At 73.1% G+C, this 22,328-nt stretch carries 18 protein-coding genes; 6 read left to right on the top strand and 12 right to left on the bottom strand.

All coding sequences use genetic code 11. The features are described from left to right. The first annotated feature begins 662 nt into the window (after nucleotides 1-662). Nucleotides 663-1,688 (top strand): tryptophan--tRNA ligase, encoded by a 1,026-nt coding sequence (trpS, locus tag ACZ3KJ_RS08800; RefSeq protein ID WP_467525729.1) that lies wholly within the window; start codon nucleotides 663-665, stop codon nucleotides 1,686-1,688. Here trpS and ACZ3KJ_RS08795 read toward each other — a convergent pair. Beyond that, entirely contained in the window at nucleotides 1,628-2,599 is a 972-nt protein-coding gene (locus tag ACZ3KJ_RS08795; RefSeq protein WP_467525788.1) for a GlxA family transcriptional regulator, read from the bottom strand. The genes trpS and ACZ3KJ_RS08795 overlap by 61 nt on opposite strands. Before the next feature lie 195 nt (nucleotides 2,600-2,794). Here ACZ3KJ_RS08795 and ACZ3KJ_RS08790 point away from each other — a divergent pair, with 195 nt between their 5' ends. After that, the gene (locus ACZ3KJ_RS08790) at nucleotides 2,795-3,379 is read left to right on the top strand and encodes a cysteine hydrolase family protein (protein WP_467525727.1); all 585 of its coding nucleotides are present in this window, start codon (nucleotides 2,795-2,797) and stop codon (nucleotides 3,377-3,379) included. 18 nt (nucleotides 3,380-3,397) lie between these two features. Here ACZ3KJ_RS08790 and proC read toward each other — a convergent pair whose 3' ends face one another. The 6 genes from proC to ACZ3KJ_RS08760 form a co-directional block, all read right to left on the bottom strand. Then, nucleotides 3,398-4,210, bottom strand: coding sequence for a pyrroline-5-carboxylate reductase (gene proC / locus ACZ3KJ_RS08785; RefSeq protein WP_389524810.1), 813 nt, complete (start codon nucleotides 4,208-4,210; stop codon nucleotides 3,398-3,400). 197 nt (nucleotides 4,211-4,407) lie between these two features. Then, entirely contained in the window at nucleotides 4,408-5,229 is an 822-nt protein-coding gene (locus tag ACZ3KJ_RS08780; RefSeq protein WP_467525725.1) for an ABC transporter permease, read from the bottom strand. Next, nucleotides 5,226-6,110 carry an ABC transporter ATP-binding protein gene (locus ACZ3KJ_RS08775; RefSeq protein ID WP_467525786.1) on the bottom strand — a complete coding sequence of 295 codons (885 nt, stop codon included), beginning with the start codon at nucleotides 6,108-6,110 and terminating at the stop codon, nucleotides 5,226-5,228. The genes ACZ3KJ_RS08780 and ACZ3KJ_RS08775 overlap by 4 nt, the downstream gene beginning before the upstream one ends. Nucleotides 6,111-6,144: 34 nt before the next feature. Then, nucleotides 6,145-6,924, bottom strand: coding sequence for a class I SAM-dependent methyltransferase (locus ACZ3KJ_RS08770; protein WP_467525723.1), 780 nt, complete (start codon nucleotides 6,922-6,924; stop codon nucleotides 6,145-6,147). Between the two features lie 114 nt (nucleotides 6,925-7,038). Continuing rightward, entirely contained in the window at nucleotides 7,039-7,560 is a 522-nt protein-coding gene (locus tag ACZ3KJ_RS08765; RefSeq protein WP_467525721.1) for an EamA/RhaT family transporter, read from the bottom strand. A 45-nt stretch (nucleotides 7,561-7,605) separates the two neighbouring features. After that, the gene (locus tag ACZ3KJ_RS08760; RefSeq protein WP_467525719.1) at nucleotides 7,606-7,920 is read right to left on the bottom strand and encodes an SH3 domain-containing protein; all 315 of its coding nucleotides are present in this window, start codon (nucleotides 7,918-7,920) and stop codon (nucleotides 7,606-7,608) included. A gap of 182 nt (nucleotides 7,921-8,102) precedes the next feature. Between ACZ3KJ_RS08760 and ACZ3KJ_RS08755 the strand changes: the two genes are divergently transcribed. Beyond that, nucleotides 8,103-10,637 carry an outer membrane protein assembly factor BamB family protein gene (locus ACZ3KJ_RS08755; protein ID WP_467525717.1) on the top strand — a complete coding sequence of 845 codons (2,535 nt, stop codon included), beginning with the start codon at nucleotides 8,103-8,105 and terminating at the stop codon, nucleotides 10,635-10,637. Between the two features lie 147 nt (nucleotides 10,638-10,784). On the opposite strand, the gene ilvD is transcribed toward ACZ3KJ_RS08755, so the two are convergent. The 3 genes from ilvD to ACZ3KJ_RS08740 form a co-directional block, all read right to left on the bottom strand. Beyond that, nucleotides 10,785-12,638: a dihydroxy-acid dehydratase gene (gene ilvD / locus ACZ3KJ_RS08750; protein WP_467525715.1), complete on the bottom strand. Its 1,854-nt coding sequence runs from the start codon at nucleotides 12,636-12,638 to the stop codon at nucleotides 10,785-10,787. A 236-nt stretch (nucleotides 12,639-12,874) separates the two neighbouring features. Further along, nucleotides 12,875-13,699 (bottom strand): sugar phosphate isomerase/epimerase family protein, encoded by an 825-nt coding sequence (locus ACZ3KJ_RS08745; protein ID WP_467525713.1) that lies wholly within the window; start codon nucleotides 13,697-13,699, stop codon nucleotides 12,875-12,877. Between the two features lie 459 nt (nucleotides 13,700-14,158). Then, nucleotides 14,159-15,091 (bottom strand): Ppx/GppA family phosphatase, encoded by a 933-nt coding sequence (locus ACZ3KJ_RS08740; protein ID WP_467525711.1) that lies wholly within the window; start codon nucleotides 15,089-15,091, stop codon nucleotides 14,159-14,161. A 95-nt stretch (nucleotides 15,092-15,186) separates the two neighbouring features. On the opposite strand from ACZ3KJ_RS08740, the gene ACZ3KJ_RS08735 reads away from it, so the two are divergent. After that, complete coding sequence (locus ACZ3KJ_RS08735) at nucleotides 15,187-16,116, top strand: DUF3109 family protein (RefSeq protein WP_467525709.1); 930 nt, start codon at nucleotides 15,187-15,189, stop codon at nucleotides 16,114-16,116. A 330-nt stretch (nucleotides 16,117-16,446) separates the two neighbouring features. On the opposite strand, the gene ACZ3KJ_RS08730 is transcribed toward ACZ3KJ_RS08735, so the two are convergent. Then, nucleotides 16,447-18,198, bottom strand: a complete 1,752-nt coding sequence (locus ACZ3KJ_RS08730; protein WP_467525707.1) for a hypothetical protein — start codon at nucleotides 18,196-18,198, stop codon at nucleotides 16,447-16,449. A gap of 267 nt (nucleotides 18,199-18,465) precedes the next feature. On the opposite strand from ACZ3KJ_RS08730, the gene radA reads away from it, so the two are divergent. Continuing rightward, nucleotides 18,466-19,875 (top strand): DNA repair protein RadA, encoded by a 1,410-nt coding sequence (gene radA, locus ACZ3KJ_RS08725; RefSeq protein ID WP_467525705.1) that lies wholly within the window; start codon nucleotides 18,466-18,468, stop codon nucleotides 19,873-19,875. Nucleotides 19,876-19,956: 81 nt separating this feature from the next. After that, complete coding sequence (disA, locus tag ACZ3KJ_RS08720; protein WP_389524846.1) at nucleotides 19,957-21,081, top strand: DNA integrity scanning diadenylate cyclase DisA; 1,125 nt, start codon at nucleotides 19,957-19,959, stop codon at nucleotides 21,079-21,081. A gap of 296 nt (nucleotides 21,082-21,377) precedes the next feature. Here disA and ACZ3KJ_RS08715 read toward each other — a convergent pair whose 3' ends face one another. Next, entirely contained in the window at nucleotides 21,378-22,244 is an 867-nt protein-coding gene (locus ACZ3KJ_RS08715) for a hypothetical protein (protein WP_467525703.1), read from the bottom strand. Between the last annotated feature and the right edge of the window lie 84 nt (nucleotides 22,245-22,328).

Genomic DNA, 22,328 nt, shown 5'->3' with positions numbered 1-22,328 from the left:
CGGACGCTTCCTTTGTACTCACCCGAGAGACTCTCTCAGGCTTTCCTCCGGGCTTTTCCCTTCGGTCTTGCGTTTCCGACTCTATCAGATCTTTTCTCGATCCGATTTCCTCGGTGCTTTCCAGGTTTCCGCTCTCGCGGTTTCCTTTCCGGCGGTTCCGACTCTATCAGATCCTTTCGGCGTCTGATTCCCCGTCAGAGGGGGTTGCCTTCCCGGCCCTTGGGCCGTTCCGACGAGTGAGACTTTAGCGGATTCCCGGCGCCCGAAGCCAATCGGGGCCTGCGTCCTTTCGAACGCGGATTCCTCATTCCGCGAATAGGCACGCCGACAACACGACAACAGTCGAAGCGACTGCTCGCCGAGAGGTGGTTGCTACTTGCGGGATGGCTGTCCGGGGACTGACCGGAGTCGGCGCTCACGTCGGACAACTCGGAGAACATTACGTATCCGTCAGCAGCGTGTCAACTCATGTCCCGGGAGCACCCTTGAGGCGTACGCTGAGGGCCATGACTACGCGTACGTGCACCCGACAGTGGTGGGCCGCCTGACGGCGGCCGTCCTCACGTATGCACTCAACGGCCGCCGCCTCGGCGGCCGTTTCTGTTTCTCCCTTCTGAGGGGCGGCCGGCCGGGGACGGCGGGCCCGACCAGGAGGTGGAGAGATGAAGCGGGTCTTCAGCGGGGTCAAGCCGACCGGGCATCTGACGCTGGGGAACTACCTCGGGGCCATGCGGCAGTGGGCCTCGGTCGACCAGCACCGGGCGGACGCCTTGTTCTGCGTCGTCGACCTGCACGCGCTGACCGTCGAGCACGATCCGGCGCGGGTGCGTCGGCTCAGCCGGCAGACGGCCACGCTGCTGCTGGCGGCCGGGCTGGACCCGGAGCTGTGCACGCTGTTCGTGCAGAGTCACGTGGACGAGCACGCACGGCTGTCGTACCTGCTGGAGTGCGTGGCCACCGACGGTGAGATGCGGCGGATGATCCAGTACAAGGAGAAGGCCGCGCGGGAGCGCACGCGGGGCGGGAGCGTGCGGTTGTCGCTGCTGACCTATCCGGTGCTGATGGCCGCGGACATCCTGGCGTACGGGACGGACGAGGTGCCCGTGGGTGACGACCAGGCTCAGCACGTGGAGCTGGCGCGGGATCTGGCGCTGCGGTTCAACCAGCGGTACGGGCAGGCGTTCGTGGTGCCCAGGGCGACGCTTCCGACGGTGGCCGCGCGGGTGATGAACCTCCAGGAGCCGACGTCGAAGATGGGGAAGAGCGACGACTCCGGGCCGGGGATCGTCTACCTGCTGGACGAGCCGGACGTCGTGCGCAGGAAGATCGCGCGGGCCGTGACCGACAGCGGGCGGGACGTCGTGTACGACCGGGAGGGACGTCCCGGGGTCGCGAACCTGCTGGAGATCCTCGCGGCCTGCACGGATGGGGACCCGGAGGCCCTGGGCGGTGCGTACGAGTCGTACGGGGCCCTGAAGAAGGACACGGCCGAGGCCGTGGTGGAGGCGCTCCGGCCGCTCCAGGCCCGGCACAAGGAGCTGTGCGCCGACCCGGCGTACGTGGAGGGGGTGCTGGGCGAGGGTGCGCGGAAGGCCCGGGCGACGGCCCGGCCCGTGGTGGATGCCGCCTACCGCGCCATCGGGCTGCTGCCGCCGGTGGCGGACCCGGTGCTGAACGCCGTGCGGTAGGCGCGTGGGCTGGTGGCGAGGCGCGATGCGAAGTGCTGGCGCATCGTGACCTCGCTGCCGAAGCCCGCGCGGCGGGCGACCTCGGGCATGGGCAGGTCGGTGCGCTCCAGCAGCTTCTGGGCCGCGGCGAGGCGCTGGTCGAGGAGCCAGCGGAGCGGGGTGGTGCCGGTCTCGGCGGTGAAGTGGCGGGCGAAGCTCCGCGGGGACATACCGGCGTGGGCCGCCAGGGCGGCGACGGTGAGCGGTTCGTCCAGGTGGCGCAGGGCGTGCTCGCGGACGGCGGCGAGGGTGTCGGCGTCGCGGTCCGCGGCCGGGGTGGGGTGTTCGATGAACTGGGCCTGTGAACCCGTGCGGAAGGGCGCGGTGACCATGGAGCGGGCGATGGTGGCGGCTGCCTCGGCGCCGTGGGCCGTGCGGACGAGGTGCAGGCAGAGGTCGATCCCCGCGGCGGTGCCGGCCGCCGTCCAGATGTTGTCGTCCTCGATGAACAGGGCGTCGGGGACGACGGTGACCCGGGGGTGGTGCGTGCGGAGGAGGTCGACGAGGTTCCAGTGGGTGATGGCGCGGCGGCCGTCCAGCAGACCGGCCTGGGCGAGGGTGAAGGCGCCGCCGCAGAGGGCGGCCACGGTGGTGCCGCGGGAGTGGGCGCGGCGCAGTGCGTCGAGGACGGGGGGTGGGGCGGGCGTGCGGTGGTCGTCGAGGCCGGGGACGAGGACCAGGTCCGCCCGGGAGAGCCAGGCGAGGGTGCGGTCGGGGTGGAGGGCGAAGCCGCCGCGCATGGGGATCGGCGTGGTGGTGTCGATGGCGACACGGCGCAGGTCGAACGCGGGGGCGCCGCGGTCGGTGCGGTCGGTGCCCCACACCTCCGTGATGACGGAGACGTCGAAGGCGCGGATGCCGGGGAAGGCCATGAGGGCCACGCGGTACGGGACCTGTGGGGCGTTCGGGCCCTGCGAAACGTACTGGTGCTGTGGGACGTCCTTGTCCTGTGGGGCGTTCGGGCCTTGCTGGTTCCGCGTGGCTGCCTCCATGCTTGGCAGTAAACCATCGATCGCTGTCTTCGTGACCTCTGGGGAGCGGGCCGGCCCGGCGGCAGGATCCTGGGCATGGAGATCGCACAGAACGCTGCGCTGCTGGTCGTGGACGTCCAGAAGGGCTTCGACGAGACCGGCTTCTGGGGGCCGCGGAACAACCCGGGGGCCGACGACAACATCGCTTCGCTCATCGACGTGTGGCAGGCGTCGGGGCGGCCGGTCGTCTTCGTACGGCACGACTCGTCCAAGCCGGACTCGCCGCTGCGGGCCGGGTACGAGGGGAACGGCCTCAAGGAGTACGTGGAGGAGCGGAGGGGGAAGGGGGCCGGGCCGGAGCTGTTGCTCACCAAGACGGTGAACTCGGCCTTCTACGGGACGCCGGACCTGGACGCCTGGCTGAAGGCCGAGGGGATCTCTCAGGTCGTGGTGGCCGGGATCCAGACCAACATGTGTGTGGAGACGACCGCGCGGATGGGCGGGAACGCGGGGTACGACGTCGTGGTCGCGTACGACGCCACGTACACCTTCGACCTGGCGGGGCCGTTCGGGTGGCGGCTCTCGGCGGAGGAGGCGGCGCGGGCGTCGGCGGTGTCGCTGCACGGGGGCGGGTTCGCGCGGGTGGTGACCACGGCGGAGGTGGTCGGGGCCGCGCGGTGACCGCCCCCGGCCGCCGGGTCAGTCCTTGGTGCCGGAGGCCAGCTCGCGGCTGCGGTCGCGGGCGGCCTCGAGAGCGGCGATGAGGGCGGCCCGTACGCCGTGGTTCTCGAGTTCGCGGATGGCGTTGATGGTGGTGCCGGCCGGCGAGGTGACGTTCTCGCGGAGCTTGACGGGGTGCTCCCCGCTGTCGCGGAGCATCGTGGCGGCGCCGATCGCGGACTGGACGATCAGGTCGTGGGCCTTGTCGCGGGGCAGGCCGAGCAGGATGCCGGCGTCCGTCATGGCTTCGACCAGGTAGAAGAAGTACGCCGGGCCGGATCCGGAGAGGGCGGTGCAGGCGTCCTGCTGGGACTCGGGGACGCGGAGGGTCTTGCCCACCGAGCCGAAGATCTCCTCGGTGTGCGCGAGGTCCGCCTCGCTGGCGTGGCTGCCGGGGGAGATGACGGACATGGCCTCGTCGACGAGGGCGGGGGTGTTCGTCATGACGCGGACGACGGGCACGCCGGGGGTGAGGCGCTCCTCGATGAAGGAGGTGGTGATGCCGGCGGCTCCGCTGATGACCAGGCGGTCGGCGGGGACGTGGGGGGCGAGTTCGTCGAGGAGGGTGCCCATGTCCTGCGGCTTGACCGTGAGGATGAGGGTGTCCGCGGTCTTGGCGGCTTCGGCGTTGGTGACGGGGGTGACGCCGTAGCGGGTGCGGAGTTCCTCGGCGCGCTCGGGCCGGCGGGCGGTGACGAGGAGGTCGGCGGGCGGCCAGCCGCCCCGCAGCATTCCGCTGAGCAGGGCTTCGCCGATCTTGCCGGTGCCGAGGACTGCGACTTTCTGGGTCATGGCGGGGGTCCTTCGGGAGTGTGCGTCGTCCAGGGTCATCCTCGCACCGGGAGGCGGGCGGGTGGCGGGCCTGTCCGGTGGGCGGACGTGGGCGGACCCGGGCGGACGTGGGCCGCGGGGGTGCAGGCCGCCCGGACGGCGCGGGTGCACCCGTGCCGTCCACCTCGCCCGCGCGCGGGGCGGGCATGGAACCGGCGTCAGGCGGTCCGGCGCCGCAGGGTGGCCGCGCCCAGGACCAGGACCAGCAGGGCGCAGCCGGCCACGATCAGCACGTCGCGGACGAAGGCGGTCGTCATCTCCGCGTGCCGGAGGACCTCGTTCATGCCGTCGACGGCGTAGGACATGGGGAGGACGTCGGAGACGGCCTCCAGGGCGGGGTGCATGGCGTCGCGCGGGGTGAACAGGCCGCAGAGGAGGAGCTGGGGGAAGATCACCGCCGGCATGAACTGGACCGCCTGGAACTCGGAGGCGGCGAAGGCCGAGACGAAGAGGCCGAGGGCGGTGCCCAGGAGCGCGTCGAGGAGGGCCACCAGGAGGAGGAGCCAGGGGCTGCCCGTCACGTCCAGGTCGAGCGCCCAGACGGCGAGGCCTGTGGCCAGGGCGGACTGGACGATCGCGAGGGCGCCGAAGGCGAGGGCGTAGCCGGCGATCAGGTCGGCCTTGCCGAGGGGGAGGGCGAGGAGGCGTTCGAGGGTGCCCGAGGTGCGTTCGCGCAGGGTGGCGATGGACGTGACCAGGAACATCGTGATCAGCGGGAAGATCCCGAGGAGGGAGGCGCCGATGCTGTCGAAGGTGCGGGGGCTGCCGTCGAAGACGTAGCGCAGCAGGAACAGCATCACGCACGGGACGAGGATCATCAGCGCGATCGTGCGGGGGTCGTGGCGGAGCTGGCGCAGGACCCGGGACGCGGTGGCGGTGGTGCGGGAGAGGTCGAGGGGGGTGGTGGGCGCGGGAGTCGTGCGCGGGGCGGGGGTGGCGGTGGGTGGTGTGCGCGGGGCGGGGTTCGCGGGCGGTGTCATCGGGTCTGCTCCTTCGCCCGGGCGGCCTCGGCGGCCTCGGCGGCCGCGTCGACCAGTTGGAGGAAAGCCGCCTCGACGGTGTCGCAGCCGGTGTGGGTGCGCAGGGCGTCGGGGGTGTCGTCGGCGAGGATCTCGCCCTCGCGCATCAGCAGCAGGCGGTGGCAGCGCTCGGCCTCGTCCATGACGTGGGAGGAGACGAGGAGGGTGGCTCCCCGGGTGGCCGCGAGGTCGTGGAAGAGGGTCCACAGGTCGCGGCGGAGGACCGGGTCCAGACCTACGGTCGGTTCGTCGAGGACGAGGAGTTCGGGGGTGCCCAGCAGGGCCACGGCGAGGGAGACGCGGTTGCGCTGACCGCCGGAGAGGGTGCCGGCCAGGGCGTCGGCGTGGCTGGTCAGGTCGACGTCGGTGATGGCCCGGGTGACGGCGTCGTGGCGGCGGGCGGCGGCCGGGCGGCCCGGGTCGAGGATCGCGGCGAAGTAGTCGAGGTTCTGGCGGACCGTCAGGTCGTCGTAGACGGAGGGCGCCTGCGTGACGTAGCCGATGCGGGTGCGCAGGGTGGGGTGGCCCGCGGGGCGGCCGAGGACGTCGAGGGTGCCGGTGACCTTGGCCTGGGTGCCGACGATCGCGCGCATCAGGGTCGACTTGCCGCACCCGGAGGGGCCGAGGAGACCGGTGACCTGGCCACGGGGGACGGTGAAGTCGAGGGAGCGGAGGACTGTGCGGGGACCTCGGACGACGGTCAGGGCGGAGGCGTGGACGGCTGGGGTGGTGGCGGTGGTGGCAGGGGTGGGGGTGGTGGCAGGGGTGGGGGTGGGGGCAGGGGTGGGGGTGGGGGTGGGGTCGGGCGTGCCCGGGGGTGGGTCCGGAGCGGGGTTGTCCATCACGCGTGAACCGTCTCTCCCGGGTTGGGGGCCGTCAAGGCATCCACCCGCGGGTGGCGAGCAGCAGTGCGACGTCGTAGGTCTCCTCGACCTCGCCGTCGGGGAAGACGGCCAGGAGGTGGCGGCGCTCCTCGGTGAGGAAAGCGGCGGTACTCCGCTCGCCGTGGACCAGGAAGACGGAGTGGCTGCCGATGTTGGCCAGGTGCGTGTCGAGGGGGACGCGGCGGCTCCAGCGGATGCGGCGGTGGACGAAGTCGAAACGGTCCCCGGCGGTGGCGAGCGCGGCGTGGGTGCCGTCGCCGTTGCTGCCGGGGGTCCGGTCGATGCGGAAGTGGCGCTGGACACGGGCCGTCTGGGCGTCGATCCACGGTACGTCGAGGGCGGCGGCGTTCCACCACAGCGCCAGGGCGCCGCCCGGACGCAGCACACGCAGGGCCTCCGGCACCGAACGGGCCGGGTCGGTCCAGTGCCACGACTGGGCGTAGGTGAGGAAGTCGAGGGAGGCGTCGGCCAGGGGGAGGTGATTCCCGTCGCCGCGGACGACCGGCACGCCGGGCAGCGCGCGGCGGAACTGGGCCGCCATGCCGGCACCGGGTTCGACGGCGAGGACGGTGGCGCCGCGGGCGTGCAGGAGGGCGGTCGCGATGCCCGTGCCGGCGCCGATGTCCGCGACCCGGGCGCCGGTGAGGGGGCGGCCCGCCGTCTCCTCGATCGCGTCGAGCAGGGCGGGCGGGTAGGAGGGGCGGTTCGCGGCGTACTGGGCGGCGGCGGAGTTGAAGGAATGGGCTCGGGCGGTGTGGGAGTGAGCCGTCATGGGGTCATGGTGGCGCGGAATGGGCGGGGAGGGGAACCGCGTGCGGTGGGAGGAGAGGGGGGGCCGCGCGGGGTGGGAGGGGAGGGGGAACCGCGCCGGGGGCCGGGGCGGGCGTCAGGAGCGGCGGCGCTTCTTCGACGGGTCGCCGGTGCGGCGGGTGCTGCGGCGGTCGTGCCGGGCGCGGGCCGCCTCGTACTCCCGGCGGTGGAGTTCCTCGCCCGGGGCCTCGGTGAGGGAGCGGAGGAAGTAGGCGAGGAGGGAGCCGACGAAGCCGATGGCCAGCAGGCCGCGCAGGGAGGCCTGGCGGTCCGGGTCGGGGCGCTCGGTGAAGCCGCTCCAGGTGTGGCGGAAGGCCAGGGCGGTGCAGATCGCGAACATGGCGACGACGAGCAGGGTCACGAAGCCGCCGACGGCGGCGAGGGCGAGGCCCTCGTAGGCGAAGCGGAGGACGAGGCAGGAGACGGCGGCGGCGAGGAGGGAGCCGACGGCCGCGGCGACCCGGCGGGTGCGGTAGCCGTCGTCGTGCTCGACCCAGGTGGTCCCGAAGAAGCGCAGCGGCTCGGGGCGCGGGCCGCCGGGCGTGCCCGGGCCCGAGGAACCCGCCGGAGTGTCCGAGGTGCCGTTTTCGTCGCTCACGGGACGATTATGGCGCCGGACGGGGGCGGGCTCCCGGGGGGTGGGTCAGGCGCAGCGTGCGGCGATGTAGCCGTCGCTGCCCGTCTTGACGTAGGCGTCCGAGACGAACTGGCTGTCGGCGATGTTGTCCCAGATGTTGGTGGTGCCGTACGGGCCGCTCACGGTGGTGCCCGGGGTCTGGCAGAAGATCGGGACCTTCGTGCCCTCGGGCAGGACCTTCACGACGGGGTAGCTGGTGCCGGGTCCGCTGCGGACGTTCAGGCGGACGCCGGGCGCGATCGGGTAGTACGTCAGGGCCGCCGCGACGAGGGCTTCCGCCTCGTCACCGCTCTCGACCCCTTCCACGTGCTCGACGGACATGCAAGACCTCCCCCGTTGAACCCCATGACTGCCATGGGGACCCGTTGATTCCCCCGAATCACGCCATGAAACACATGTGCGCAACTCGCAGCGGGAGGCTAGCAAGTCGCCTCGGTCCCGTACGAGTCATCGACTAGGCTCCGTGCGTCGCGCGCGCGGCCGAAGCAGCACGGGGGTGGTCCATGACGCCACAGCGCAACACCGGGGCGGGCGCGGAAGCGGAACTTCCGGAGTACGCCGGCCACTACCGTCTCGAGTCCCGTCTGGGCTCCGGCGGCATGGGCGTGGTCCACCTGGCCCGCAGCACTTCGGGCATGAAGCTCGCCGTGAAGGTGGTGCACGCCGAGTTCGCCAGGGATCCCGAGTTCAGGGGGCGTTTCCGGCAGGAGGTGGCGGCCGCGCGCCGGGTCAGCGGCGCCTTCACCGCCCCCGTCGTCGACGCCGACCCGGAGGCCGAACGGCCGTGGATGGCCACGCTGTTCATTCCGGGGTCGACGCTTTCGGACCATGTGAAGCGGAACGGGCCGATGGGGGCGGGCGAGTTGCGCCGGCTGACGGCCGGGCTCGCGGAGGCGCTGCGCGACATCCATCGGGTCGGGGTCGTGCACCGGGATCTGAAGCCCAGCAACGTGCTGCTCGCGGAGGACGGGCCGAAGGTGATCGACTTCGGCATCTCGCGCCCCAAGGACAGTGAACTGCGCACCGAGACGGGCAAGTTGATCGGCACACCGCCGTTCATGGCGCCGGAGCAGTTCCGGCGGCCGCGGGAGGTCGGGCCGGCCGCCGACATCTTCGCGCTCGGGTCGGTGCTGGTGCACGCGGCGACGGGGCGGGGGCCGTTCGACTCCGACAGCCCGTACGTCGTCGCCTACCAGGTCGTGCACGACGAACCGGATCTCACGGGCGTACCGGAGAGCCTCGCGCCGCTGGTGCGGCGCTGTCTCGCCAAGGAGCCCGAGGAACGGCCGACGCCGGACGAGCTGATGCGGGAACTGCGTGCGGTGGCGGCCTCGTACGACACGCAGGCGTTCATACCGGCGCAACGGGCCTCGGAGGCGGCGGGGGCGGGGGCGCAGGCCGCGGAGGCGGCAGGGGCGGGGGCGCAGGCCGCGGGGCCGGGGGCGTGGGCCGGGGAGGCGCCGGGGCCTGACGCGGTGGCCCCGGGCCTGGCGGGCCCGGGGCCGGCCGGCCTGGGTCCGGCCGGCCCGGACGCGGCGGGGCCCGCGCGCCGGGAGGGCTGGGGCGGGGCGGTGGTTCCGGGGGGCTCGGAGGGTAGGGGCGGGGCGGCGGTTCCGGGGGAATCGAAAGGCTGGGGTGGGGCGGCGGCGGTCCCAGGGATCCCAGCAGCCCCATCGGTCCCAGCAGCCTCGTCGGTCTCAGCTGCCCCAGCGGTCCCATCGGTCCCGGCGGTCCTGGGGGACGCGGACGTCCCGGTGGACCCGGCTGACCCAGGAGCCCCGAGTGACCTGCGGAACCCGGAGGGTGCCGGGGACGCGGGGGACGCGGGGGCGTCGTCGTCGGTGGGGGCGCGGGGGCGACTGCGGGGACGGGTCGGGCTCGTGCTCGGCGCACTGGTCCTCGTCGCGGGTGTCGGCCTCGGCTCCGTACTGCTGCTCGGCGACGCCACGGACGGCGACGGTGGTGCGGGCGGGGCGCGGGCGTCCTCGGGCACGGAAACGTTCAGTCAGTGGGCGACGCGGCCGGTCGCCGACGGTACGGGCGGCATGCCCCGGTGCGTGTACGACGCGGACCGGCTGATCTGCGTCCAGCCGGGGCAGGTGTCCGCGCTCGACACGGCGCACGGGCGGGTGCTGTGGCGGCATCCCCTCCCCGACGGGGACGGGCGCGGTGAGGCGCCGGTGCTCGCGGGCGGGCTGGCGCAGGTGCTCACCGACTCGGGCAGGCGCGTGGAGGCCCTCGACCCGTCGTCGGGCGAGACGCGCTGGGAGCGGGACGTCTCGGCGTACTCGGGCGTCCGGTACGCGGGCGGGACCCTGCTGCTGACCGCGGCCGACGGCACGGTGACCGGCGTGGACGCCGCGTCGGGGCGGACCGGGTGGCAGCGCCGCGTCCCCGGGGCCGGCGAGGCCTACTTCGCGTCGTTCACGGGTGACCCGCTGGCGTACGTGACGAGCACCTCCGACGACGGGCGCACCCTCGTCACGGCGGTGGACCCGGCCACCGGGGACGTGCGCTGGGAGGAGCGGTTCGACGGCACGCTGACCCTGGCGGGCAGCGACGGGGACAGCCTCGTCCTGCTGTCCGGCGGCGGGGAGTACGGCAGGGTCGACGCCGTGGTCCGCTTCTCCCCCGGAACCGCGGAGTCACGGCGGGTCGCGCTGAGCGCCGAACTCCAGCAGGCGAGCGCGGCCGTGCGCGGCGACCGCGTCTACCTGCTGACGTTCGACGGTTCGCTGGTGGCCGTCGACACGGCGAAGGGGGAGCGGCTGTGGTCGCTCCAGACGGCGGTGAGCCGCGGGTCGGTGCCGGCGGCCGACGACGAGCACGTGTACTTCAGCGCGCCCGACGGCCGTCTCCTCGCCGTGGACGCCGACGCGGGCAGGCTCCTCGGGCAGACGCCGCTGCGGCTCGGGGAGAACTCGGGAGAAGTGGTGACCACCCTGCCCGCGCCGGAGCCGGCCGACGGCCGTGTCTACGCCGCCGCGCCCGACGGCACCGTCTTCGCCGTGGACGGGACGGACCCGGCGGCCTGGTGAGCCCCGGCGGCCCGGACCCGTCCCCGGGCACGCCCCCAGGTACAGGCGCGAGCACGAGCACGTACGACGGTGGGGCCGCTCCCGAGGAGCGGCCCCACCGGTGGTCGCGGGCCCGGCCGGACTGTCAGACCGGCCAGGCCTTCCTCGTCAGCCCAGCTTCGACACGTCCCGGACCGCGCCCTTGTCGGCGCTCGTGGCCATCGCCGCGTAGGCGCGCAGGGCGGCGGAGACCTTCCGCTCGCGGTTCTTCGGGGCGTACACGCCGTTCAGCGCCTGGTCGCGGCGCGTGAGTTCCGCGTCGTCGACGAGCAGCTCGATCGTGCGGTTCGGGATGTCGATGCGGATGCGGTCGCCGTCCTCGACGAGGGCGATCGTGCCGCCGCCGGCCGCCTCGGGCGAGGCGTGGCCGATGGACAGGCCCGAGGTGCCGCCGGAGAAGCGGCCGTCGGTGACCAGCGCGCAGGCCTTGCCCAGACCGCGGCCCTTCAGGTACGAGGTCGGGTAGAGCATCTCCTGCATGCCGGGGCCGCCCTTGGGGCCCTCGTAGCGGATGACGACCACGTCGCCTTCCTTGACCTGCTGGGTGAGGATCTTCTGGACGGCGTCCTCCTGCGAGTCGCAGACGACGGCCGGGCCCTCGAAGGTCCAGATCGACTCGTCGACGCCGGCCGTCTTCACCACGCAGCCGTCGACGGCGAGGTTGCCCTTGAGGACCGCCAGACCGCCGTCCTTGGTGTACGCGTGCTCGGCGGAGCGGATGCAGCCGCCCTCGGCGTCCGTGTCGAGGGCCGCCCAGCGCTCGGACTGGGAGAAGGCCTCGGCGGAGCGGACGCAGCCGGGGGCCGCGTGCCACAGCTCGACCGCCTCGGCGGACGGGGAGCCGCCCCGGACGTCCCAGGTCTTCAGCCAGTCCGCCAGGGACGGGCTGTGCACGGAGTGCACGTCCTCGTTGAGCAGGCCCGCGCGGTGCAGCTCGCCGAGGAGGGCGGGGATGCCGCCGGCGCGGTGCACGTCCTCCATGTAGTACGTACGGTCCTTGACGACGTTCGGGGCGACCTTGGCCAGGCAGGGGACCCGGCGCGAGACCGCGTCGATCTCGTTCAGGCCGAAGGGCACCTCGGCCTCCTGCGCCGCCGCCAGCAGGTGCAGGATCGTGTTGGTCGAACCGCCCATGGCGATGTCCAGGGCCATCGCGTTCTCGAAGGCGGCGAAGGTGGCGATGCTGCGCGGCAGGACCGTGTCGTCGTCCTGCTCGTAGTAGCGGCGCGTGATGTCCATGACCGTGCGCGCGGCGGCGACGTACAGCTGTGCACGCGCGGTGTGGGTGGCGAGGACCGAGCCGTTGCCGGGGAGGGAGAGGCCGATGGCCTCGGTCAGGCAGTTCATCGAGTTGGCGGTGAACATGCCGGAACAGCTGCCGCAGGTCGGGCAGGCGTTCTCCTCGATACGGAGGATGTCCTCGTCCGAGATGTTGTCGTTCACGGCGTCGGAGATCGCGTCGACCAGGTCGAGCGTGCGGACCGTGCCGTCGACGAGGGTGGCGCGGCCGGACTCCATCGGGCCGCCGGAGACGAAGACCGTGGGGATGTTGAGCCGCAGGGCGGCGTTCAGCATGCCCGGGGTGATCTTGTCGCAGTTGGAGATGCAGACCAGGGCGTCGGCGCAGTGGGCCTCGACCATGTACTCCACGCTGTCCGCGATCAGGTCGCGGGAGGGCAGGCTGTAGAGCATGCCGCCGTGGCCCATCGCGATGCCGTCGTCGACGGCGATCGTGTTGAACTCGCGCGGGATGCCGCCGGCCTCGCGGATCGCCTCGCTGACGATCCGGCCGACCGGCTGGAGGTGCGTGTGGCCCGGCACGAACTCGGTGAAGCTGTTGGCGACCGCGATGATCGGCTTTCGGCCGATGTCCGCACCGGGTACACCGGAGGCGCGCATAAGGGCGCGGGCGCCCGCCATGTTGCGGCCGTGGGTGACTGTGCGGGACCTCAGCTCGGGCATCGTCGCTCGCTCCTTCAGACAGATATGGCTGCTGTCGAGCGTACGCCCGTCATCCACGGTGCGGGACACGCTGTCCGGAATGCGGGATGCGTGTCTCGTTTTCGGCGGGTGGGGCGGTGGTCTGCCGGTTGCCTACCGGTGGGGTCCGGTGGTCTAGCGGTTGCCTACCGGCGGGGCCCGGTGGTCTACCGGTTGCCTACCGGTGGGCCCCCGTTACCGGTGGGGTACCCCGTTACTTACCGGCGCGGAACGTTCGCGGCCGAGGCCAGGTGCAGGCGGGTGAAGGCGAGGGCCTCGGCCAGGTCGGCCTCCCGTTCGGCGCCGGACATCGCGCGCCGGGTGTTGACCTCGATGACGACGTGCCCGTCGAAGCCGCTCGACCCGAGGCGCCGCAGCAGCTCGGCGCAGGGCTGCGAGCCGCGCCCGGGGACGAGGTGCTCGTCCTTGGCGGAGCCGTTGCCGTCGGCGAGGTGGACGTGCCCGAGGCGGTCGCCCATGCGGTCGAGCATGTGCATCGCGTCCGTGCGGGCCGTCGAGGCGTGGCTGAGATCGATCGTGAAGTGGCGGTAGTCGTCCTTCGTCACGTCCCAGTCCGGCGCGTACGCGAGCATCTCGCGGTCGCGGTAGCGCCAGGGGTACATGTTCTCGACGGCGAACCGTACGTCCGTCTCGTCCGCCATCCGCCAGATGCCCTGGACGAAGTCGCGCGCGTACTGCCGCTGCCAGCGGAACGGCGGGTGGACGACGACGGTGGTCGCCCCCAGCTTCTCGGCCGCCGCGCGCGCCCGCTGCAACTTCACCCACGGGTCGGTCGACCACACCCGCTGCGTGATGAGCAGGCAGGGGGCGTGAACGGCCAGGATCGGGACCCGGTGGTAGTCGCTGAGCCGGCGCAGCGCGTCGATGTCCTGGCTGACCGGGTCGTTCCACACCATGACCTCGACCCCGTCGTACCCGAGGCGCGCGGCGATCTCGAAAGCCGTCGCCGTCGACTCCGGATAGACCGAGGCCGTCGACAGCGCGACCTTCGCATCCGGGATGCGCACCACTGGTTCTGCCACGAGGGACAGCGTACGGTCCCCCGCTTCACGCCGGGGAGCGAGCCGCGGTGCCGGCCGGGCGGGGGCGGCGGAACCGGCCACGCGCACAACCTGCGACGGAGCGGTGTGAGCGGGGGCTGTTCGCGGGGGCGGCGCGCGGGCCGGGGGTGGCGCACTTCACGTCTGCCGGTGCGGTTGTTCCGGCTGGTGCGGTTGTTCCCGCAGGTGCGGTTGTTCCCGCAGGTCCCTTGTTCCCGCAGGTCCCTTGTTCCCGCAGGTCCCTTGTTCCTGCCGGTGCGCTTGACCCTGCCGGTCCGCCTGGTGCTTGCGGTCCGGCCTGGTGCTTGCGGTTCCGCCTTCCACTTGTGGTGCGCCTTCCGCTTGCGGTTCGCCTGTGGCTGCCGCGGGCCGGGCGCTGCTTCCGGTCCGCCTGCCGCTTCCGCTCCTTCGGCTCCGCTCCGGCGGCTCCGCCACTTCCGCTCAGTCCGTGGGCATGTGGTCCAGCCGCCGCAGGATCACTCCCTCCCGCAGCGCCCAGGGGCAGATCTCCAGCGTCTCCACGCCGAACAGGTCCATCGCGCCCTCGGCGACCAGGGCGCCGGCGAGGAGCTGGTTGGCGCGGCCCTCGGAGACGCCGGGGAGTTCCGCACGCTGGGCGGCGGTCATGCCGGCCAGGCGCGGCACCCAGGCCTCCAGGGACTCCCTCTTCAGCTCGCGCTGGACGTACACGCCCTCGGCGGTGCGGGCGGCACCGGCGAGGCGGGCGAGCTGCTTGAAGGTCTTCGACGTGGCGACGACGTGGTCGGGGGCGCCGAAGCGGCTGAACTCTCCCACGGTGCGGGCTATCTCCGCGCGCGCGTGCCGGCGCAGCGCCCGTATGTCCTCGGGGTCGGGCGGGTCCCCCGGCAGCCAGCCGGCCGTGAGCCGGCCCGCGCCGAGCGGGAGGGAGACGGCCGCGTCGGGCTCCTCGTCGATGCCGTAGGCGATCTCCAGTGAGCCGCCGCCGATGTCGAGGACCAGCAGCTTGCCGGCCGACCACCCGAACCAGCGGCGGGCGGCGAGGAAGGTGAGCCGGGCCTCCTCCTCACCGGCGAGGACCCGCAGCTCGACACCGGTCTCGGCGTGCACGCGCGCGAGGACCTCGTCGGCGTTGGTGGCCTCACGCACCGCGGAGGTCGCGAACGGCAGCACGTCCTCGGCGCCCTTGTCCTCGGCGGCCTGGAGCGCCTCCCGGATGACGCCGATCAGTCTGTCGACGCCCTCGGGGCCGATCGCCCCGCCCTCGTCGAGGAGTTGGGCGAGACGCAACTCCGCCTTGTGCGAGTGGGCGGGCAGCGGACACGCGCCGGGGTGCGCGTCCACCACCAGCAGATGCACCGTGTTCGATCCCACGTCGAGGACACCGAGTCTCATGGAGGGAACGCTACTGCCCGAGATCGCCCCCTCCGTGCCCGGTGCGCATTCTGAGACGGTGCCGTGAGCGGACGGGGGCGACTTACCCTGGACGCGTGCCAAAGACGAAAAAGGCGAAGGACGAAAAGGCCGACAAGACTGCCAAGACGGCCAAATCAACCAAGGGTTCTTCGCGGCCGAAGTCATCGAAGCCGTCGGGGACGGCTCCGCTCGCGGGAGACGGGACGGCTCTGGCCGCGCCCGGGAAGACGGCTCCGGTCGCGGACGAGAAGGGCCTCGACTTCGCGCGCGCGTGGGTGGAGTTTCCCGATCCGGCGGACGACGAGCAGATCTTCCGCTGCGATCTGACCTGGCTGACCTCTCGCTGGAACTGCATCTTCGGCAGCGGCTGCCAGGGCATCCAGGCGGGCCGCGCGGACGACGGCTGCTGCACGCTGGGCGCCCACTTCTCCGACGAGGACGACGAGAAGCGGGTCGCCGAGCACGTGGCGCGGCTCACTCCCGACATCTGGCAGCACCACGACGAGGGCACCCGGGACGGCTGGATCGCCGAGGACGAGGAGGGCTCCCGCCAGACCCGCCCGTTCAACGGTTCGTGCATCTTCCAGAACCGCCCCGGCTTCCCGGGCGGCGCCGGCTGCTCGCTGCACATCCTGGCGCTCAGGGAGGGCCGCGAGCCGCTGGAGACCAAGCCGGACGTCTGCTGGCAGCTTCCGATCCGGCGTACGTACGACTGGATCGACCGGCCCGACGACACGCGCGTGCTCCAGGTGTCGATCGGCGAGTACGACCGACGCGGCTGGGGCCCGGGCGGCCACGACCTGCACTGGTGGTGCACGTCGGCGACCTCGGCGCACGGTGCGGGCGAGCCGGTGTACGTCTCCTACCGGGCGGAACTGACCGAGCTGATGGGCAAGGCCGGGTACGACCGCCTGGTCGAGCTGTGCGAGGAGCGGCTCGCCGCGCAGCTCCCGCTGCTGGCACCGCATCCGGCGGATCCCGTGAGCCCCCGCGAGCTCCCTTGATCCGGCGGACCCTGTGAGCGCCGCGGCCTTCCCCGGCCCCGGCCCGGCGGAGACCGTGAGCGCCACGCGCTTCCCCGACACCGGCCCGGCGGAGGCCGCACGCCCTGCGCCCCTGACCCGCTGACGGCCGCAGACCGGGTGGGCTGAGGCACCGGGCCGCTGACGGCCGCGGCGCGCTGCGACCGGGCCGGGCCGGGCAGGGCCGAGCCAGGCCACTGACGGTCGCGGCGCGCTGCGGCCGAGCCTGAGCCCTGCCCGGGCCCTGTCCCTAGCCCGGGCCCTGGCCGAGCCAGGCGAGGACATACGGGCGCTGCGCCGGCCGGCCGGACGTCACGGTGCGGCAGGGCCGGGATCACCGCCGTCGTCCGCCGGCGGCGCCGGGCTCCCCGGGCCGGACGGCGTCGGTTCGCCGGGCGTGGGCTCCGGATCGGGCGAGGACGGCGGCTCGCTCGGTCCGGGGTCCGGGTCGGGTGAGGCAGGGTCCGTCGGGGCCGGCTCCGGGTCGGGATCCGGGCCCGGGTCGGGCGAGGCGGGCGGGTCACCGGGGGTGCCGGGGGCGGGGCCGGGTCCCGGGTCGGCGGGGGCGGGTGCGATGCCGTTGCCCTCGATGGAGACGACGGCTCCCGCCGGGGCGATCGCCACGCGCGCGTCCCAGTGGCCGGACGGCTCGCGCAGATGGTCGACGTGCACCTTGATCGTCACCGTCCCGCCGGGCTCCAGCGTGCCGGAGGAGCGGCTCAGGTAGAGCCAGGGCGCTCCGGTGGTCGCCGACCAGCGGACGGGCTCGCCGGCCTCGGCGGAGGCGGTGAGGGTGATCAGCGTGGTGTCGCCGCTGCTGCTCGCGGCCACCGCGAGGCTGCTCGCGCCCTTCGCGTCGGCCCCGGTGACGCTGATGACCTCCACCGACACGTCCGGCTGGTCGCCCTTGGCGAAGCCGGAGCCGGGCCGAGTGCTGGCGTTGCCGGCGTTCTGGTAGCCGCCCGCCGTCTCGCCGTCGAGGCCGTCGGTGCCGTGCGCCTCGCCGGCCGTGGCGGCGTGGTCGGCGGTGCCCTCGCTGGTCGGCGTGGACCGGTAGGCCGCCCACAGGGCGAGCACGGGCGCGGCCACGACGGTGGCGACGACGGTCGTCGTCACCGCACGCGCGCGGAGGCGGTCACGGCGGGCGGCGCGGTCCTTGGGGTCCATCGGGAAACCCCGCCGGTCGAAGCGGGGTGCCGCGGTGCCCCGCGCGCGCGGGCGGTGCGCCAGGGCGCGGTGCAGCTCCGCGCGGGGTGCTTCCAGGACGGGCAGCTCGGCGGGGGTGACACCGGCGCCGGGCCACCGGCCGGAGTCCGCGCGCCCGGCACCCCGACGGCAGTGCGGGCAGTCGTCGACGTGCCGGACGAGCTCGCGGCGCAGGGCGGCGCTGAGCACGAGCTGGTGGTCGCCGGTGAGACGGGCCACACCGGGGCAGCCGCCGGTCTCCACGACGGCCAGGGCCGCGCGGGTGCGTTCGACCTCGCAGGCGGCGGAGGCGAGGAGTTCGCGGGCCCCGGCGAGGTCCAGGCCGACGACGGCGGCGACCTCGTGGGCGGCGAGCTGGTGGCGGACGGCGAGTTCGAGGGCCTCACGCTGCTCCGGGGTGGTGCCGGCCGCCTCCGGCCAGGCCAGCTGGGTGAGTTCGCGCCGCCGCCGCTCCTGCACCTCGTCGGGGACCGGCTCGCCGGCGGGACCGGCGCCCCGGGAGGTGCCGGGGCGTCCCGCCGCGTGCGCGCCCTGACCTTTCTGCTTGGCCTCGGCCAGCTTGCGCAGACACGCCCAGCGGGCCAGCGCGTACAGCCACGCCCTGCGGTCCCCGGTGGCCTCCGGGACGCGCTGCCCGCGCCGCTCGGCGAGCGTGAGGGCGTCCGCGAGGGCCGCGGTGGCCGTGTCGTGGTCGCACAGGACGGACAGGCAGTAGGTGAACAGGCCGTCCAAGTACGGCTCGAAGCGCGCGGCCGGCCGCTGCGCCACCGTGCGCGCCGCGGCGCGGTCGCGCGCCTCCCTGTTCGCCCGGTGTGCGCCGATCGTGCGGGTCGGAATCTCCGGACTGCTGCTCATCATCCGTGCGACCGTAGGCGGCACGGAACCGCCTCTTCTGCCCCCTGGCGTCCTTTTAATCCGTATGGGTGAAACGATCCCTCATACGGGTAAGGCGGGCAGGCTCGCCGGGCCGGGCCGGTGGAGAGACGGCAGGGGCTAGAGGGGCGATCGGGGCCGGAGGGGCGATCGGGGCCGGAGGGGCGATCGGGGCCGGAGGGGCGCCTCGATCCGGTACCGCTCCTCCATGCTCCCGGCCGGTTGTCAGTCCCGGCGGTTACGGTTTCCTCCATGGCTGCCCGTACGAAGACCACCAAGGACCGCCCGTCCTACCGCTGCACGGAATGCGGCTGGCAGACGGCCAAGTGGCTCGGCCGCTGCCCCGAATGCCAGGCATGGGGCACTGTCGAGGAGTACGGCACGCCCGCCGTCCGTACGACGACGCCGGGGCGCGTCACCACGTCCGCCCTGCCCATCGGCCAGGTCGACGGCCGTCAGGCCACCGCGCGCCCCACCGGCGTGCCCGAGCTGGACCGCGTCCTCGGCGGGGGGCTGGTCCCCGGCGCGGTCGTCCTCCTCGCCGGCGAGCCGGGTGTCGGCAAGTCCACGCTCCTGCTCGACGTGGCCGCCAAGTCGGCGAGCGACGAGCACCGCACGCTCTATGTCACGGGCGAGGAGTCCGCGAGCCAGGTCCGCCTGCGCGCCGACCGCATCGGCGCCATCGACGACCACCTGTACCTGGCCGCCGAGACGGACCTGGCCGCTGTCCTGGGTCACTTGGACGCCGTGAAGCCGTCGCTGCTGATCCTCGACTCGGTGCAGACGGTGGCCTCCCCCGAGATCGACGGAGCGCCCGGCGGCATGGCCCAGGTCCGCGAGGTGGCGGGCGCCCTCATCCGCGCCTCCAAGGAACGCGGCATGTCCACGCTCCTCGTGGGCCACGTCACCAAGGACGGCGCGATCGCCGGCCCACGCCTCCTGGAACACCTGGTGGACGTCGTCCTGCACTTCGAGGGCGACCGGCACGCACGCCTGCGCCTGGTGCGCGGTGTCAAGAACCGCTACGGCGCCACCGACGAGGTCGGCTGCTTCGAGCTGCACGACGAGGGCATCACAGGCCTCGCGGACCCCAGCGGGCTGTTCCTGACCCGTCGTGACGAACCGGTCCCCGGCACCTGCCTGACGGTCACCCTGGAGGGCCGCCGCCCCCTGGTCGCCGAGGTGCAGGCGCTCACCGTCGACTCGCAGATCCCGTCCCCGCGCCGAACGACGTCCGGCCTGGAGACGTCCCGGGTCTCGATGATGCTCGCGGTCCTGGAGCAGCGCGGCAGGATCAGCGCGCTCGGCAAGCGGGACATCTACTCCGCGACGGTCGGCGGAGTGAAGCTCTCGGAGCCGGCGGCGGACCTGGCGATCGCCCTCGCGCTGGCCTCCGCGGCAAGTGACACCCCGCTGCCCAAGAACCTCGTCGCGATCGGCGAAGTCGGCCTCGCGGGCGAGGTCAGACGGGTCACGGGCGTCCAGCGCCGGCTCGCGGAGGCCCACCGTCTGGGCTTCACGCACGCCCTCGTGCCGGGCGATCCCGGCAAGATCCCCGCCGGGATGAAGGTGCTGGAAGTCGCGGACATGGGGGACGCCCTGCGGGTCCTGCCGCGCTCCCGTCGCCGAGACGCCCCACGGGACGAGGAGGACCGCCGGTAGACTTTGCCCTGGTCTCGCCCGTCCGTACGAACCGAGTGCGCGAAACGGGAGCGCCCCAGACCCCGCGACCGGAGGAGTGCAGTGGCAGCCAACGACCGGGCGGCAGCTCCCGGAAAGTCCGGTGGGAGTTCCGGTGCCGACGGCCTGATGCGCGCCGCGCTGAGCGCGGTGGCCCCCGGCACGGCGCTGCGTGACGGCCTCGAGCGGGTTCTCCGCGGCAACACCGGAGGGCTCATCGTGCTGGGCTCCGACAAGACGGTCGAGCCGATGTGTACGGGCGGCTTCGTCCTGGACGTCGAGTTCACCGCCACCCGCCTGCGCGAGCTGTGCAAGCTCGACGGCGGCATCGTGCTCTCCTCCGATCTGTCGAAGATCCTCCGGGCCGGCGTCCAGCTCGTGCCGGACCCCACGATCCCGACGGAGGAGACGGGCACCCGCCACCGCACCGCGGACCGCGTCAGCAAACAGGTCGGCTTCCCGGTCGTCTCGGTCTCCCAGTCCATGCGGCTGATCGCGCTGTACGTCGACGGCCAGCGCCGCGTCCTGGAGGACTCGGCGGCGATCCTGTCCCGCGCCAACCAGGCCCTCGCCACCCTGGAGCGGTACAAACTCCGCCTCGACGAGGTCGCGGGGACGCTGTCGGCACTGGAGATCGAGGACCTGGTGACGGTCCGGGACGTCTCCGCGGTGGCCCAGCGACTGGAGATGGTGCGCCGCATCGCCACCGAAATCGCCGAATACGTGGTCGAACTGGGCACGGACGGCCGTCTCCTCGCCCTCCAGCTCGACGAGTTGATCGCGGGCGTGGAGCCGGAGCGGTCACTGGTGGTCCGGGACTACGTCCCCGAGCCCACCGCCAAGCGCTCCCGCACGGTCGACGAGGCACTGCACGAACTGGACGCCCTGTCCCACGCCGAGCTCCTGGAACTCTCCACGGTGGCACGCGCGTTGGGTTACACCGGTTCCCCCGAGGCCCTCGACTCGGCCGTCTCGCCGCGCGGCTTCCGCCTCCTGGCCAAGGTCCCGCGGCTGCCCGGAGCGATCATCGACCGCCTGGTGGAGCACTTCGGCGGCCTCCAGAAACTCCTCGCCGCCAGCGTCGACGACCTCCAGACGGTCGACGGCGTGGGCGAGGCGCGGGCCCGCAGCGTCCGCGAGGGACTTTCCCGACTGGCGGAGTCCTCGATCCTGGAGCGGTACGTCTGACGACCGGAACGGTACGGCCGACGACCAGAGCGATGCGCCCGACGGTCACGGCGGTACGTCCGACGGTCGAAGCACTACCTCCGACGGCCGAGACGGTACGCCCGATCGGTGGCGCAGTACATGCGATCGATGGAGCAGTACGTCCGCCCGGCGCGATCAGTACGTCCGCCCGGCGCGATCAGTACGTCCGAGCGGCGAAGCGGCACGCCCGACCCGCGATGCGGCACGCCCGACCGGCGGGTGAGCCGGAAGCGCCTCCAGAACTCCGGACACGGCCCCGACGCACCGCCCCTGCCTCAGTCGGCCTCCAGCACGAACGACGTCTGCGCCTTCGCAAAGCCCGGAGCCTTCGCCTCCACCAGATACGTCCCGGCTCCCGCCACCCCCGCCGGAGGCGTCGCGCACTCCGCGGCACTGGGCTTGCGGTCCCACTTCAGGGTGTAGGTGAAGGTGCCGCCCGCCGGCACGCGGTACAGCACACTTCCGGACACCGCGGGGCAGTCGGCGGACGACCAGTAGTCGTCCTCGGCGGTCGCCTGAGTGATCGTCACCACCGCGTTCCCCGGCCCGAGATCGACCTTGCAGTCGCTGCCCGAGGAGTTCTTCGCCGTCAGTTGGAACGTGGGCGTCTGGTCGGGCGAGTAGGTGTTGCGGACGCTGCGCAGGCTCAACGTGACCACGCTGGCGGTGCAGTTGGGCAGGGTGGTCCCCGCCGGCAGCGCCGCGGACGAACCCGTTCCGGCGGAGCCGCTGCCGGAGCCCGCCGAGCCCCCTCCGCCACTCGTGCCGGAACCTCCCGACCCGGAGCCGCCACCCGAACCCGCGTCCGAACCGGACCCGTCGGACGAACCGGACCCACCGGTGTCACCGGAGCTGGACCCACCGGTGTCACCGGACCCGGCGGAACCCTCATCGCCCGACTCGTCGCGCCCGCCCGGGTTCTGACTGATCGCCGGCCCTGATCCCGACGGCCCCGGCGTGATGGAGGACGCCGGATTCTTGCCGTTGCCCCCGTCCGCGCCGTTGTCGCCGCCGCCCCCGCCCGAGGTGACGATCCACGTGATCAGCAACGCCAACAGGGCTGCCACGGACAGCAGTACAACCCTCCGTCGCCAGTAGATGGAGGAGGGAAGCGGCCCGACCGGATTGCGCAGAGATCCCACGGCGCAAACTGTACGAGAGATCATCGCGTTCCCTGGCCCCACCCGCCGCCAGGACTACAACTTTTCCGGATCATCATCCCGGAC

Source organism: Streptomyces sp. NPDC003248 (genome assembly GCF_055563235.1).
This window is presented reverse-complemented; position numbering and strand designations above follow the sequence as displayed.